This is a genomic window from Streptomyces sp. NPDC050842 (assembly GCF_044456565.1).
GTDB lineage: Bacteria > Actinomycetota > Actinomycetes > Streptomycetales > Streptomycetaceae > Streptomyces.
Window position 1 is genome coordinate 185,217 of sequence record NZ_JBITGA010000013.1, and the last position, 13,635, is coordinate 198,851.

General features: G+C 72.3%; 12 protein-coding genes. 5 read left to right on the forward strand and 7 right to left on the reverse strand.

The window, feature by feature from the left end:
- Window positions 1–141: 141 nt before the first annotated feature.
- From ACIBG6_RS35040 to ACIBG6_RS35050, 3 genes are read left to right on the forward strand one after another with little or no spacing between them, the layout of a single operon-like run.
- Window positions 142–1,125, forward strand: coding sequence for a carbohydrate ABC transporter permease (locus tag ACIBG6_RS35040; protein WP_399226760.1), 984 nt, complete (start codon window positions 142–144; stop codon window positions 1,123–1,125).
- Window positions 1,122–2,036: a carbohydrate ABC transporter permease gene (locus ACIBG6_RS35045; protein WP_399226761.1), complete on the forward strand. Its 915-nt coding sequence runs from the start codon at window positions 1,122–1,124 to the stop codon at window positions 2,034–2,036. Before ACIBG6_RS35040 ends, ACIBG6_RS35045 begins: the two co-directional genes overlap by 4 nt.
- 30 nt (window positions 2,037–2,066) lie before the next feature.
- Window positions 2,067–3,092 carry a LacI family DNA-binding transcriptional regulator gene (locus ACIBG6_RS35050; RefSeq protein WP_399226762.1) on the forward strand — a complete coding sequence of 342 codons (1,026 nt, stop codon included), beginning with the start codon at window positions 2,067–2,069 and terminating at the stop codon, window positions 3,090–3,092.
- Window positions 3,093–3,145: 53 nt separating this feature from the next.
- Here the strand turns inward: ACIBG6_RS35050 and ACIBG6_RS35055 are convergent, their stop codons facing one another.
- The 6 genes from ACIBG6_RS35055 to rhaI are packed head-to-tail and all read right to left on the reverse strand — an operon-like array spanning window position 3,146 to window position 10,732.
- Complete coding sequence (locus tag ACIBG6_RS35055) at window positions 3,146–3,796, reverse strand: lactate utilization protein C (RefSeq protein ID WP_399226763.1); 651 nt, start codon at window positions 3,794–3,796, stop codon at window positions 3,146–3,148.
- A complete protein-coding gene (locus ACIBG6_RS35060; RefSeq protein WP_399226764.1) occupies window positions 3,793–5,217 on the reverse strand; it encodes a LutB/LldF family L-lactate oxidation iron-sulfur protein in 1,425 nt (474 codons plus the stop codon). The genes ACIBG6_RS35055 and ACIBG6_RS35060 overlap by 4 nt, the downstream gene beginning before the upstream one ends.
- Window positions 5,214–5,930: a (Fe-S)-binding protein gene (locus tag ACIBG6_RS35065; protein ID WP_399226765.1), complete on the reverse strand. Its 717-nt coding sequence runs from the start codon at window positions 5,928–5,930 to the stop codon at window positions 5,214–5,216. Before ACIBG6_RS35065 ends, ACIBG6_RS35060 begins: the two co-directional genes overlap by 4 nt.
- Complete coding sequence (locus tag ACIBG6_RS35070; protein WP_399226766.1) at window positions 5,930–7,468, reverse strand: rhamnulokinase family protein; 1,539 nt, start codon at window positions 7,466–7,468, stop codon at window positions 5,930–5,932. The genes ACIBG6_RS35065 and ACIBG6_RS35070 overlap by 1 nt, the downstream gene beginning before the upstream one ends.
- 8 nt (window positions 7,469–7,476) lie before the next feature.
- Window positions 7,477–9,522 carry a bifunctional aldolase/short-chain dehydrogenase gene (locus ACIBG6_RS35075; protein ID WP_399226767.1) on the reverse strand — a complete coding sequence of 682 codons (2,046 nt, stop codon included), beginning with the start codon at window positions 9,520–9,522 and terminating at the stop codon, window positions 7,477–7,479.
- A 43-nt stretch (window positions 9,523–9,565) separates the two neighbouring features.
- A complete protein-coding gene (rhaI, locus tag ACIBG6_RS35080; RefSeq protein WP_399226768.1) occupies window positions 9,566–10,732 on the reverse strand; it encodes an L-rhamnose isomerase in 1,167 nt (388 codons plus the stop codon).
- Window positions 10,733–10,890: 158 nt separating this feature from the next.
- Here rhaI and ACIBG6_RS35085 point away from each other — a divergent pair, with 158 nt between their 5' ends.
- Together ACIBG6_RS35085 and ACIBG6_RS35090 are read left to right on the forward strand one after the other, a co-directional pair.
- Window positions 10,891–11,220, forward strand: coding sequence for an L-rhamnose mutarotase (locus ACIBG6_RS35085; RefSeq protein WP_399226769.1), 330 nt, complete (start codon window positions 10,891–10,893; stop codon window positions 11,218–11,220).
- Window positions 11,221–11,314: 94 nt separating this feature from the next.
- A complete protein-coding gene (locus tag ACIBG6_RS35090; RefSeq protein ID WP_399226770.1) occupies window positions 11,315–12,424 on the forward strand; it encodes a LacI family DNA-binding transcriptional regulator in 1,110 nt (369 codons plus the stop codon).
- 13 nt (window positions 12,425–12,437) lie between these two features.
- Here ACIBG6_RS35090 and xylA read toward each other — a convergent pair whose 3' ends face one another.
- Window positions 12,438–13,607, reverse strand: coding sequence for a xylose isomerase (xylA, locus tag ACIBG6_RS35095; RefSeq protein WP_399226771.1), 1,170 nt, complete (start codon window positions 13,605–13,607; stop codon window positions 12,438–12,440).
- Window positions 13,608–13,635 lie beyond the last annotated feature (28 nt).

A 13,635-nucleotide genomic window follows, 5' to 3' on the forward strand; every position in this document is an offset into this window, starting at 1 on the left:
GATCAAGCTAACGGCCACCACTGACAACGGAAGAATGCACAGGTCACCACAGATGCGCAGCAGACTCCGCCACCATGCGGTTCCGCCTCAAGTCCCCATTCCTCGCCGGCCTGACGGCCCGGGCCTCCGAGGAGACGGCCAGTGACGCAGCCCCCCAAGGGCGCGCGCCGGTCGTACGGGGTCAAGGCGGCCCCGTACGCCCTCCCGTCGCCCACCACCACCCTCAAACGAGCGCGAAGCGCCCCCTACTTCTTCCTCCTCCCCGCCGCCGTCCTCTTCGCCCTCTTCTTCGCCCTGCCCATCGGCTACGCGGTCTGGATCAGCTTCCACAAGGTCGAGATCAAGGGCCTCGGCCTCGGCAAGGGCGCCAAGTCCGAGGTCTGGGCCGGCCTGGAGAACTACGCCTCCGCCCTCACCGACCCCGAACTCCTCGCGAGCGCCCTGCGCGTCCTCGGCTACGGCGCCATCGTCGTCCCCGTCATGCTCGGCCTCGCCCTCTTCTTCGCGCTCCTGCTCGACTCCGAGCGCGTCCGGGCCCGCTCCTTCGCCCGGCTCGCGATCTTCCTCCCGTACGCCGTCCCCGGCGTCATCGCGGCCGTCCTCTGGGGCTTCCTCTACCTCCCCGACGTCAGCCCCTTCCACTACCTCCTCGACAAGGCCGGTCTTCCACAGCCCGACCTCATGGACGGCGGACCGCTCTACCTGGCGATGTCCAACATCGCCGTCTGGGGCGGTACCGGCTTCAACATGATCGTCATCTACACCGCGCTGCGCGCCCTGCCCACCGAGGTGTACGAGGCCGCCAAGCTCGACGGCTGCTCCGAGCTCCAGATCGCGCTCCGCATCAAGATCCCGATGGTGGTGCCCTCGCTGGTCCTCACCTTCTTCTTCTCGATCATCGCGACCCTCCAGGTCTTCAACGAGCCCACCACGCTCAAGCCGCTCACCAACGGCATCCCGTCCACCTGGAGCCCCCTCATGAAGGTCTACAGCGACGCCTTCACCGGCGGGAACATCCACGCCGCCTCGGCCACCGCCGTCGTGCTCGCCCTCGCCACCTTCGCGCTCTCCTTCGCCCTCCTCAGGATCTCCAACCGCCGCACCACACAAGGAGCAGGCCGATGACCGGGCTCGCCTCCCCGACGCTCCGCAAGGCCGCCCCCGCGGCCGGCAGCACCCCCGGCACCTCCCAAGGCCCCCCGCGCCCCCGCCGCACCGCCCTGCTGCCGACCGCCGCACTCGTCCTCGGCGCGCTCTACTGCCTGCTGCCCGTCGCCTGGGTCCTCGTCGCCGCCACCAAGGCCGACGACGAACTCTTCTCCACCTTCACCTTCCTGCCCGGCAGCGGCCTCGGCGACAACATCGGCGAGCTCACCGGATACCGCGACGGCATCTACTGGCGCTGGATGGCCAACTCCGTGCTGTACGCGGGCCTCGGCGGCATCCTGTCCACCATCGTCTCCGCGTTCGCCGGCTACGCCCTCGCTGTCTACCGCTTCCGCGGCCGAGAGGCGTTCTTCAACATCATGCTGGCGGGCGTCCTCATGCCCCCCGTCATCCTCGCCATCCCGCAGTACCTGCTGATGGCCGAGGCCGACCTCACGGACACGTACGCCTCCGTCCTGCTGCCGCTGGTCCTCTCCCCGTACGGCGTCTACCTCGGCCGCATCTACGCCGAGGCCGCCGTCCCCATGGAGCTGGTCGAGGCGGCCCGCGTGGACGGCGCCGGCGAGTGGCGGATCTTCGTCCGGATCGCCGTCCCCATGATGTCCCCGGGCCTGGTGACGATCTTCCTCTTCCAGTTCGTCGCCATCTGGAACAACTTCCTGCTGCCGTTCATCATGCTCGGCGACGACGAGAAGTTCCCCATGACCGTCGGCCTGTTCACCCTCCTCAAGCAGGGCGCGAGCCAGCCCGCCCTCTACACCCTGGTCATCACGGGCGCCCTGCTCGCGATCGTCCCGCTCATCGCCCTCTTCCTCCTCATCCAGCGCTTCTGGAGCCTCGACCTGCTCTCCGGCGCCGTAAAGTCCTGAACCACAGGGGATCGAGGGGAAACACACAGCATGAGCACAGCAGCGGCAAGGCGCCGCCCGGCGACCATCCACGACGTGGCCCGCGAGGCCGGGGTCTCGCGCGGCACCGTCTCCCGCGTCCTCAACGGCGGCCACTACGTCAGCCCGTCGGCGAAGGCCGCCGTCGACGCCGCGATCCGCAGAACGGGATACGTCGTCAACCGGCACGCCCGCTCGCTGATCACCGGCAAGTCCGACTCGGTCGCCTTCCTCCTGACCGAGCCGCAGGAGCGCTTCTTCGAGGACCCCAACTTCAACGTCCTGCTGCGCGCCTGCACCCAGGCCCTCGCCGCCCAGGACATCCCGCTCCTCCTGATGATCGCGGGCACCGAGGACGAACGCCGCCGCAACCTCCGCTACATCGAGGCCGGCCACGTCGACGGCGTCCTCCTGGTCTCCAGCCACTCCGGCGACCCCGTCGTGGCCCGGCTGCACGAGGCCGGCGTGCCCGTCGTCGCCTGCGGCAAGCCGCTCGGCCAGACCGCCAAGATCGGCTACGTCGCCGCCGACGACCGCGACGGCGCCCGCGACATGGTCCGCCACCTGTACGCGTCGGGGCGCCGCCGGATCGCCACCGTCAGCGGCCCGCTGGACACCCCGGGCGGCGTCGAGCGCCTCGCCGGCTACCGCGAGACGCTCGCGGAGGTCGGACTCCCCGTCGACGAGACCCTCGTCGCCACCGGCGACTACAGCCGGGCGAGCGGCGAGGACGCGGCCGTCGCCCTCCTGGAGCGGGCCCCCGACATCGACGCGGTGTTCGTCGCCTCCGACCTGATGGCACAGGGCGTCCTCGACGCCCTGGCCCGCGCGGGCCGGCGGGTCCCGGAGGACATCGCGGTGGGCGGCTTCGACGACTCCCCGGCGGCCCTCTCCAGCCGCCCCTCGCTCACCACGATCCGTCAGCCGTGGGACCGGATCAGCACCGAGATGGTGCGGACGCTCCTGGCCCGGATAGCGGGCGAGGACCCGGCGACGGTCATCCTGCCCACGGAGCTCGTCCGCCGGGAATCGGCGTAGCGGCACTTTTCGATGAGAGGTCGGTCCCCGACGAGGGACCGACCGCTCCTCCGTCATGTCGGGCCGATGGTCAACAGGATCACTTCGAGGGTCCGGGGGCCGTGGACGCCCTCGACCCGGTCGAGTTCGATGTCGCTCGTCGCGGACGGCCCCGAGATCCAGGTGAGCGGACGCGTCGGGGCGAGCCGGGGGAGCGCCAGGGGGACCGAGGCCACCACCTGCTCCGGCGCCCGGACCACACAGACGTGCAGATCGGGGACGAGGGTCAGAGCGCGGCGGCCCTGACCCGGACCGCCGTCGAGGACGATCGTGCCGGTCTCGGCGATCGCCAGGGCGCAGCCCGTCACCACGGCGTCGACGCCGTCGAGTTCGTACGGGGTCAGCCGGGGCTCGTCGGGCCGCCGGACGGCGTCGGTGGCGGCGAGCCAGCCGGCGGGCAGCCCGGGCGGGAAGGCGACGCTCCGGGCGCCGCGCTCCGCGAGCCTCCGGGCGATCAGCGCGGGAAGCCCGTCCGGATGGGTGCGGTGGACGTGGGCGCGGTAGTCGGCGAGGTTCTCGTGGAGCAGGTCGAGGACGGCCGCCGGGTCGTCCGCGGTGTGGCTCGTCCGGTAGTCGCGGGCGACGGCGGGCGCCTCTGGCGCGTCGGCGACGGCGGCGCGGACCCGGGCGAGGATCCGGTCACGGCTTGAGGGCTGGGGCGTCACGTGCGGTTCTTCCTCCACCAGTCGCGGAACGGTTCGGCGGGCATGTCGGGCAGGTCCCGGTGGTCGGACCACTGGCGGGCGCCGGGGCCCGGCAGGCGCTTCGGGTGGAGCTTCCGGGTCGCGGACGCCAGCCGCTCTCCGGCGGCGAGCGCGTTCGGGTGGTCGAGGACCCAGCCGGCGGCCTTCATCGCGGCCTTCTCCAGGCGGTGGCCCTTCCCGCCTTCCCCGGCGACCTTCTCGCGCAGGTGGACGAGGACCTCGGGGATGTCGATGGCGACCGGGCACACCTCGTAGCAGGCGCCGCAGAGTGAGGAGGCGTACGGCAGCGACGCGTCGATCTCGCTCGTCGTGCCCCGGAGTTGGGGGGTGAGGATGGCGCCGATCGGCCCGGGGTAGACCGATCCGTACGCGTGCCCGCCGGCCCGCTCGTACACGGGGCAGACGTTGAGGCAGGCCGAGCAGCGGATGCAGCGCAGCGCCTGGCGGCCGACCTCGTCGGCGAGGGCGTCGGTGCGGCCGTTGTCGAGGAGCACCAGGTGGAAGGTCCGCGGCCCGTCGTCGTCCGCCGTGCCGGTCCACATGCTCGTGTACGGGTTCATGCGCTCGGCCGTCGACGAGCGGGGCAGCGTCTGGAGGAACACCTCCAGGTCCCGCCAGGTCGGCACCACCTTCTCGATCCCGACGACGGAGATGAGGGTCTCGGGCAGGGTCAGGCACATGCGGCCGTTGCCCTCGGACTCGACGACGACCAGGGTGCCGGTCTCGGCGACCATGAAGTTCGCCCCCGAGATCCCCACCTTGGCCCGCAGGAACTTCTCCCGCAGGTGCAGCCGGGCCGCCTCCGCGAGCTCGGCCGGGGCGTCGCTCAGGCCCTCGGGAGCCGGACGTCCCCAACTCCCCATCTTCTCCGTGAAGATGTCGCGGATCTCGCCCCGGTTGCGGTGGATGGCCGGGACCAGGATGTGCGAGGGGCGGTCCTCGCCGAGCTGCACGATGAGCTCGGCGAGGTCCGTCTCGTAGGCGGCGATGCCCTCGGCCTCCAGGTGTTCGTTGAGCCCGATCTCCTGGGTGGCCATCGACTTGACCTTGACGACCTCCGTCTCGCCCGTGGCCTTCACCAGATCGGTGACGATCCGGTTCGCCTCCGCGGCGTCCGCGGCCCAGTGCACGGTGCCGCCCGCGCGCGTCACCGCCTGCTCCAACCGGACCAGATACGTGTCCAGATGGCGGAGCGTGTCGTCCTTGATCCGCTTCCCGGCCTCCCGCAGCGCGGCCCAGTCGTCGAGCTCGGCCACCGCCCGCGCCCGCTTGTCCCGGATCGTGTGCGTCGCGTGCCGCAGGTTCGCCCGGAGCGTCGCGTCGCCGACGGCCTCGTGCGCCGCCTCCGGAAAGGACGGCATTCCCACGAAGGTTCCACTCATTGCCAGGGCTCCTCTTCCGTGCTCGCCAGGATCTCCGCCAAGTGCAGCGCCCTCAGCGGGTCCTCGCGCCGACTCAGCATGCCGCCCAGGTGCAGCAGGCAGGAGTTGTCGGCGCCGCACAGCACCCCGGCACCCGTGGACAGCGCGTTCGTGATCTTGTCGGCGCCCATGGCGGCCGACACGTCCGGGTTCTTCACCGCGAAGGTCCCGCCGAAGCCGCAGCACTCCTCGGCCCCCGGCAGCTCCACGAGCTCCAGACCCTTCACCGCCTCCAGGAGCCGCCGGGGGCGCTCCCCGAGCCCGAGCATCCGGAGCCCGTGACAGGACGGGTGGTACGTCACCTTGTGCGGGAAGTACGCGCCCACGTCCGTCACGCCCAGCACGTCCACCAGGAACTCCGTCAGCTCGTACACGCGCGGGCCCAGGCCGGCGGCCTCCGCGCCGAACGACGGATAGTGGTGGCGCACCATCGCCGCGCACGAACCGGACGGGACGACGACGTGCTCGTACCCCTCGAAGGCCCCGACCGTGCGCCGGACCAGCGGCTCGGTCTCCTCGCGGTAGCCGGTGTTGAACTGCGGCTGCCCGCAGCAGGTCTGCGCGGCGGGGAAGTCGACCTCCACGCCCAGCCGTTCGAGGAGCCGGACCGTCGCCACGCCCGTCGCCGGGAAGACGGCGTCGTTGACACAGGTGACGAAGAGGGCGACGCGCATCACGGGTTCCTCGGGGACGGTTCGATTCGGGCGGCGGCCGCGTCCCAGGCGGCGCGGCCGACGGGGTCCTTCCGCGGTACGTAGTGTCGCAGGGGCTGTGTCCGCGCGACGAGCCGACGCGTCGAGGGCAGGTCGCCGACGAGCCCGGCGGCCCGCGCCTGCACGAGGACGTTGCCGAGGGCCGTGGCCTCGACGGGCCCGGCGACCACGGGAAGGCCGGTGGCGTCCGCCGTCCACTGGCACAGCAGCTCGTTGCGGGCCCCGCCGCCCACGAGATGCACCCGCGTGACCTCCCGGCCGGCCAGCTCGGCGGCCTGCCGCAGCGTCCGCCGGTGGGCGAGGGCCAGGCTCTCCAGGACGCAACGGACCACTTCGCCGGGGCTTGCGGGCGGGCGCTGCCCGGTCCTGCGGCAGTGGGCACGTATCCGCTCCGGCATGTCGCCCGGGGTCAGGAACTCCGGCGCGTCCGGGTCGACCAGCGCCGCGAACGGCTCCGCTCGCGCCGCCTGTGCGAGCAGCTCCGGCAGCTCCGGCGGTTCGGCGACCGTACCGCCCCCCGCCCACGTCCGGCGGCATTCATCCAGGAGCCACAGGCCCATGATGTTGCGCAGGAAACGGACGGTGCCGTCGACCCCGCGCTCGTTGGTGAAGTTGGCCGCCCGGGCCTCCTCGGTGAGCACCGGGGCCTCCAGCTCCAGGCCGGCCAGCGACCAGGTGCCGCAGGACAGGTAGGCGAAGTCCGGGCCGGTGGCCGGGACGGCGACCACGGCCGACGCGGTGTCGTGGGAGGCGACCGTCGTCACCGGAGTCCGGGCGTCGAGACCGGTGAACTCGGCGACGTACGGGAGGAGTCGACCCGCGGGATCGCCGGGCGCGCGGAGGGGCGGCAGGAGCACGGGGTCCACCCCGAGCGCGCCGAGCAGCTCTTTGGACCAGGTGCCCGCGCGGGCGTCGAAGAGGCCCGTGGTGGAGGCGTTGGTCTCCTCGGCCCCGACCGTCCCCGTCAGCCAGTGGACCATCAGGTCCGGCATGAGCAACAACGTCCGGGCCGCGTGCAGTTGGGCGCTTCCGGCGGCGGACGCGAGCTGGAAGACGGTGTTGAAGGGCAGGTGCTGGAGGCCGGTGATCCGGTAGAGCTCCGCCTGACCGATCCGCGCCCACACGTCCTCGGCGGCGCCGTCGGTACGCGGGTCGCGGTAGTGGAACGGAGCGCCCAGGAGGGCGCCGTCCGCGTCGAGGAGGCCGTAGTCCACGCCCCAGGTGTCGACACCGACGGAGGCGACCCCGCCGGAGCGGGCGGCCACGCGCAGCCCTTCCAGGACGCCCTGGAAGAGGGCGAGGACGTTCCAGCGCAGCCCGTCCGGCAGGGGGATCGGGGTGTTGGGGAACCGGTGGGCCTCGGTGAGGACGAGGTCGTCGGGACCTACGCGGCCGAGCATCACCCGACCGCTGCCGGCCCCGAGATCCACCGCCGCGAAAACGTCCCGAGGCGGGATCGTCGGGCGGGCGTCGGGAGCGGGTGGCTGCCGCCCTGTCATCGGCCCGCTCACCGGAGGAAGGCGGCGGCCACGCCCGCGTCCACCGGGACGTGGAGCCCGGTGGTGTGGCTGAGGTCGCCGCCGGTGAGCGCGAAGACCGCGTTGGCGACGTGCTCGGGCAGGACCTCGCGCTTCAGGAGGGTGCGCTGGGCGTAGAAGGCGCCCAGCTCCTCCTCCGCGATGCCGTACGTGGCGGCCCGCTGAGCACCCCAGCCGCCGGCGAAGATGCCCGAGCCGCGCACCACGCCGTCCGGGTTGACGCCGTTGACCCGGATCCCGTGCTCGCCCAACTCCGCTGCGAGCAGTCGGACTTGATGGGCCTGATCGGCCTTCGTGGCGGAGTAGGCGATGTTGTTCGGCCCGGCGAACACCGCGTTCTTGGAGGCGATGTAGACGATGTCGCCGCCCAGCCCCTGGGCCGTCATCACCCGCGCGGCCTCCCGTGACACGAGGAACGAACCCCGCGCCATGACGGCGTGCTGGACGTCCCAGTCCTTCGCCGTCGTGTCCAGGAGCGGCTTGGAGATGGACAGCCCCGCGTTGTTGACGACCAGGTCGACCCCGCCGAACGCGAGCAGCGCCGACCCGAACGCGGCGCCGATCCGTTCCTCCGACGTGACGTCCACGGCGACGGCCACGGCCTTGTCCGGGCCGCCCAACTCCTCCGCGACCGCTGCCGCGTTCGCCGCGTCGAGGTCGGCGACCACCACACAGGCGCCCTCGGCGACCAGCCGGTGCGCGATCGCCCGGCCGATGCCGCTGCCCGCGCCCGTGACGAGCGCCACCCGGGTCGCGAGCGGCCTCGGCTTCGGCATCCGCCGCAGCTTGGCCTCCTCCAACTCCCAGTACTCGATGCGGAACTTCTCCGCCTCCTCGATCGGCGCGTACGACGAGACCGCCTCGGCCCCGCGCATCACGTTGATCGCGTTGACGTAGAACTCGCCCGCCACCCGCGCCGTCTGCTTGTCGCGGCCGAAGGAGAACATGCCCACGCCGGGGACGAGGACGATCGCCGGGTCCGCGCCCCGCATGGCGGGGGAGTCGGCGGTAGCGTGCCGCGCGTAGTACGCCGCGTACTCCTCGCGGTACGCGGCGTGCAGCTCCCGCAGCCGGGCGACCGCCCGGTCGAGGGGAGCGTCGGCCGGCAGGTCGAGGACGAGCGGCCGGACCTTCGTCCGCAGGAAGTGGTCGGGGCAGGACGTGCCGAGGGCGGCGAGCCGCGGATGCTCGGCGCGGGCGAGGAAGTCGAGCACCGCGTCGGAGTCCGTGAAGTGACCGACCTGCGGAAGGTCCCGGGAGGCGAGCCCCCGGACGTACGGGGCGAGTGCGGCGGCCCGCTCCCGCCGTGCCGCCTCGGGCAGCGGCGCGCAGCCCTCGACGACCGGCCCGAAGGGCTCCCGGCGGCCCCGCTCGACGAGGAAGGCCTCGGCGGTCCGGATGATGTGCAGCGCGTTCCGCTCGCATTCCTCCGAGGTCTCGCCCCAGGCCGTGATGCCGTGGCCGCCGAGGACGCAGCCGACGGCCTGCGGGTGGGCGGCCCGCACGGCGGCGATGTCGAGACCCAGCTGGAAGCCGGGGCGCCGCCACGGCACCCACACCACCGTGTCGCCGAAGCAGTCGGCGGTCAGCTTCTCCCCGTCGGCGGCGCAGGCGAGCGCGATCCCCGCGTCCGGGTGGAGGTGGTCGACGTGGGCCGCGGGCACGAGGCCGTGCATGGCGGTGTCGATGGAAGGGGCCGCGCCCCCCTTCCCGTACAGACAGTGGTCGAAGGCGGCGACCATCTCGTCCTCGCGCTCGACGCCCGGGTAGACGTCGACGAGCGCGCGCAGCCGGTCGAGGCGCAGCACCGCGAGCCCGTCCTCGGTGAGCGTGCCCAGGTCGCCGCCGGAGCCCTTGACCCACATGAGCTCGGTGGGGCGGCCGGTGACGGGGTCGGTGACGGAGCCCTTCGCGGAGGCGTTGCCGCCGGCGTAGTTGGTGGTGCGGGGATCGGAGCCGAGCCGGTGGGCCCGTTCTACGAGGGAGGTGACGACGGGGTGGGTGGCCGGGGTCATGTGGTCTTCCTTCGGGCAGGATGCGAACGGATGTCGAGAGGGGTCACGCGCCCCAGCCGGCCTGGTCCCCGCCGACGCGCTCGGCGGCGATCCGCTCCTGTCGCCCGGAGCGGAGGTAGGCGGCGACCGGGTCCGGGTCGAGGCCCCGCTCCTCGCGCAGCGCGCGCAGCAGGGGCCGTACGTCGGTGTCGTAGGCGTCCATCAGGACGGCGTTCGCGGCGAGCACGTCCCCGTCGCGCTGGGCGGCGGCGAGGGCGGAGCCGTCGACGAGCAGCGCCTTGGCGGTGGCCTCCTGGACGTTGGCCACCGAGCGGATCACCGCGGGCACCTTCGCCTCGATGTTGTGGCACTGGTCGAGCATGAAGGCGACGTTCGTGGTGGGCTCCAGACCGCCGTTGCGGACGACCTCGTGCATGATCCGGAAGAGCTGGAAGGGGTCGGCGGCGCCGGCCATCAGGTCGTCGTCCGCGTAGAAGCGCGAGTTGAAGTCGAAGCCGCCGAGCCTCCGCTCCCGCAGCAGCAGGGCGACGATGAACTCGATGTTGGTGCCCGGCGCGTGGTGGCCGGTGTCCACGACCACCTGGGCCCTGGGGCCCAGCTTGAGGCAGTGCGCGTACGCGGTGCCCCAGTCCGGCACGTCGGTCGTGTAGAAGGCCGGCTCGAAGAACTTGTACTCCAGGAGCATCCGCTGCCCCTCGCCGAGCCGCTCGTACACCTCCGCGAGGGACTCCGCGAGCCGCTCCTGCCGGGCGGTGACGTCGTCCTGCCCGGGGTAGTTCGTGCCGTCCGCGAACCACAGCTTCAGGTCGGCCGAGCCCGTCGCGTCCATGATGTCGACGCAGTCGAGCAGGTGGTCCACGGCCCGGCGGCGCACGGCGGCGTCCGGGTGGCAGACGCTGCCGAGCTTGTACGTGTCGTCCTGGAAGGTGTTGGAGTTGATCGCGCCCAGTTCGAGCCCGCGCTCCTTGGCGTACGAGGCGAGGGCCGCGTAGTCGTCGACCCGGTCCCACGGGATGTGCAGCGACACCTTGGGGGCGACGCCCGTGAAGGCGTGGACCTGAGCCGCGTCGTCGAGCTTCTCGTACGGGGTCCGGGGCACACCCGGCTGCGCGAAGACCTTGAAGCGGGTCCCGGAGTTGCCGTAGCCCCAGGAGGGCGTTTCGATCCGCTGGGCGGCGAGTGCGGCCTTCACGGCAGCGATGTCGGGCATGTCCACCTCGGAGCCTTGAAATGAATCGATTCACTACGTGGGGGAAGCTAGCCAGCGCACCGGGTGTCGTCAAGACTCTTGACCAAGGGAGCGTCCGCGTCCTAGCGTCCCGACCCACGGAAATGAAACATTTCAGTCAAGCGTTCACGGAGGAGTGGATGGCGAACGCGCAGCGGGTCTGCTTCCTGCTGAAGGTCCGGGCCGAGCGGGTCGACGAGTACCGCGCGCGCCACGCACACGTCTGGGCCGACATGCTCACGGCGCTCTCCGCGGCCGGCTGGCACAACTACTCGCTCTTCCTGCGCGAGGACGGTCTGCTCGTCGGCTACCTGGAGACGCCGGACTTCGACCGGGCGCGCGCCGCGATGGAGGCGGCCGAGGTCAACGCCCGGTGGCAGGCCGAGATGGCGGAGTTCTTCGAGGAGCTCGACGGGCAGGCACCCGACGCCGCGATGCGCCCGCTGACCGAGGTCTTCCACCTTGCGTGAGGGGCGGATCCGTGCGGCCGCATAGGATGAAACGCGGGGCGGAAGCCGACCCGGACGGGTTGGCGGCAGGGGCAGGACGGACCAGGTGGGACGGATGACGGACACCGCGCGGACGGCCGGGAACGCCGGCATCAACGCCGGCAACACCACCGGCATCAACGCCGGCAACACCACCGGCATCAACGTCGGCATCAAGGACGTGGCACGCGAGGCGGGCGTCTCCGTCGGCACCGTCTCCAACGTGATCAACCAGCCCGACCGGGTGTCGCCGGCGACGCTCCAGCACGTCCGCCGGGTCATCGCACGCCTCGGCTACGTCCGCAGCGAGTCCGCCCGCCAGCTGCGCGCGGGCCGCAGCAGGATCATGGCCCTGCTCGTCCTCGACATGGGCAACCCCTTCTTCGTCGACATCGCCCGCGGCGCCGAGCGCACCGCCCGGGCCGCCGGCCTGGTCGTCATGGTCTGCAACAGCGACCAGAACCCCGGCGACGAGGCCGACTACCTCTCCCTCTTCGCCGAGCAGCGCGTCCGCGGCGTCCTCGTCACCCCGGCCGACCCCAGCGGCGCGAACCTGCGGGAGTTCCGCCGCCACGGCATCCCGTCCGTGCTCGTCGACCGCGTCGCGGGCGAGGGCGAGGGCGCGGACGCCGGCTGTTCGGTCTCCGTCGACGACGTCGCCGGCGGCGCCCTCGCGATCCGCCACCTCGCGGCGGCGGGACACCGCTCCTTCGCCTACGTCAGCGGCCCGCCCCACCTCCAGCAGATCCGCGACCGGCGCGAGGGCGCCCTGCTCGCGCTCGCCGAGGCCGGCCTGCCCGCCTCGGCCCTCCGGGAGCTGCCCGCCGAGCGCCTCGACGTGGCCTCGGGGCGCGACGCGGGCGCCCGCCTGCTCGGCCTCACCGAGCGGCCGACCGCCGTCTTCTGCGCCAACGACCTGCTGGCCCTCGGAGTCCTCCAGTCGCTGTACGCGGCCGGGGTCCGGGTCCCGGAGGACATGGCCATCGTCGGCTACGACGACATCGAGTTCGCGGCGGCCGCGACCGTACCCCTCACCTCCGTACGGCAGCCGGCGCTCACGCTCGGGGCGAAGGCGGCCGAACTGCTCCTGGAGGAGACCGGCGAGCGGGCGGACGAGCACCGGCACGAACACGTGGTGCTCCAGCCGGAGCTGGTGGTCCGCCGCTCGACGCTCGCCGGTCGCTGAAGCCCCTGGCCCCTCAGCGGACGCCGAGGAGGTGCTCCAGGGCCAGCTGGTCGAGGTGCTCGAAGGCCATGGAGCGAGCCGCCACCGCGTCCGCGTCGAAGGTCTCGTACGCCGTGGGGTCGGCGAGCAGCGCGGCGAGACCGTCGGCGGCCGTGGGGACGGCGAGCTCGGGCAGCCGGGACGCGGCGAGCGCCTGCTGGACGTCCGGGTCGGCGCGGAAGGCCGCCGCGCGCTCCTTGAGGATCAGGTAGTTGCGCATGCAGTTCTTCGCGGACTCCCACACGCCGTCGAAGCCGTCCGTGCGCACCGGCTTGAAGTCGAAGTGGCGCGGCCCCGCGTACCCGCCCGTCTCCAACAGGTCCACCAGCCAGAACGCCTGGCGCAGATCGCCCGCCCCGAAGCGGAAGTCCTGGTCGTACTTGATCCCCGACTGGCCGTTGAGGTCGATGTGGAAGAGCTTGCCCGCCCACAGCGCCTGCGCGATGCCGTGCGGGAAGTTGAGCCCGGCCATCTGCTCGTGGCCCGTCTCGGGGTTCACCCCGACGAGCTCGGGACGCTCAAGGCGTTCGATGAAGGCGAGGGCATGGCCGATGGTGGGCAGCAGGATGTCGCCGCGCGGCTCGTTCGGCTTGGGCTCGATCGCGAAGCGCAGGTCGTAGCCCTGCTCGGTGACGTACTGGCCGAGGAGGTCGAAGGCCTCCTTCATCCGGTCGAGCGCCACTTGCACGTCCTTGGCGGCGCCGGACTCGGCGCCCTCCCGTCCGCCCCAGGCGACATAGGTGGTGGCGCCGAGCTCGACGGCCAGGTCGATGTTGCGGAGGGTCTTGCGCAGGGCGAAGCGGCGCACGTCCCGGTCGTTGGCGGTGAAGGCGCCGTCCTTGAAGACGGGGTGGGTGAAGAGGTTGGTCGTCGCCATCGGCACCGCGAGCCCGGTCCGCTCCAGCGCGGCGCGGAATCGCTTGACGGCGGTGTCGCGCTCGCCCTCCGAAGCGCCGAAGGGGATGAGGTCGTCGTCGTGGAAGGTGATGCCGTACGCGCCGAGGGCGGCGAGCCGTTCGACGGCCTCGACCGGGTCGAGGGCGGGGCGGGTGGCCTCGCCGAAGGGGTCGCGGCCCTGCCAGCCGACAGTCCAGAGGCCGAAGGTGAAGAGGTCGTCGGGGCTGGGGGAGAAGAGCTGCGGCACGGTGTGTCCTTCCCTTGCTCTCGGGATT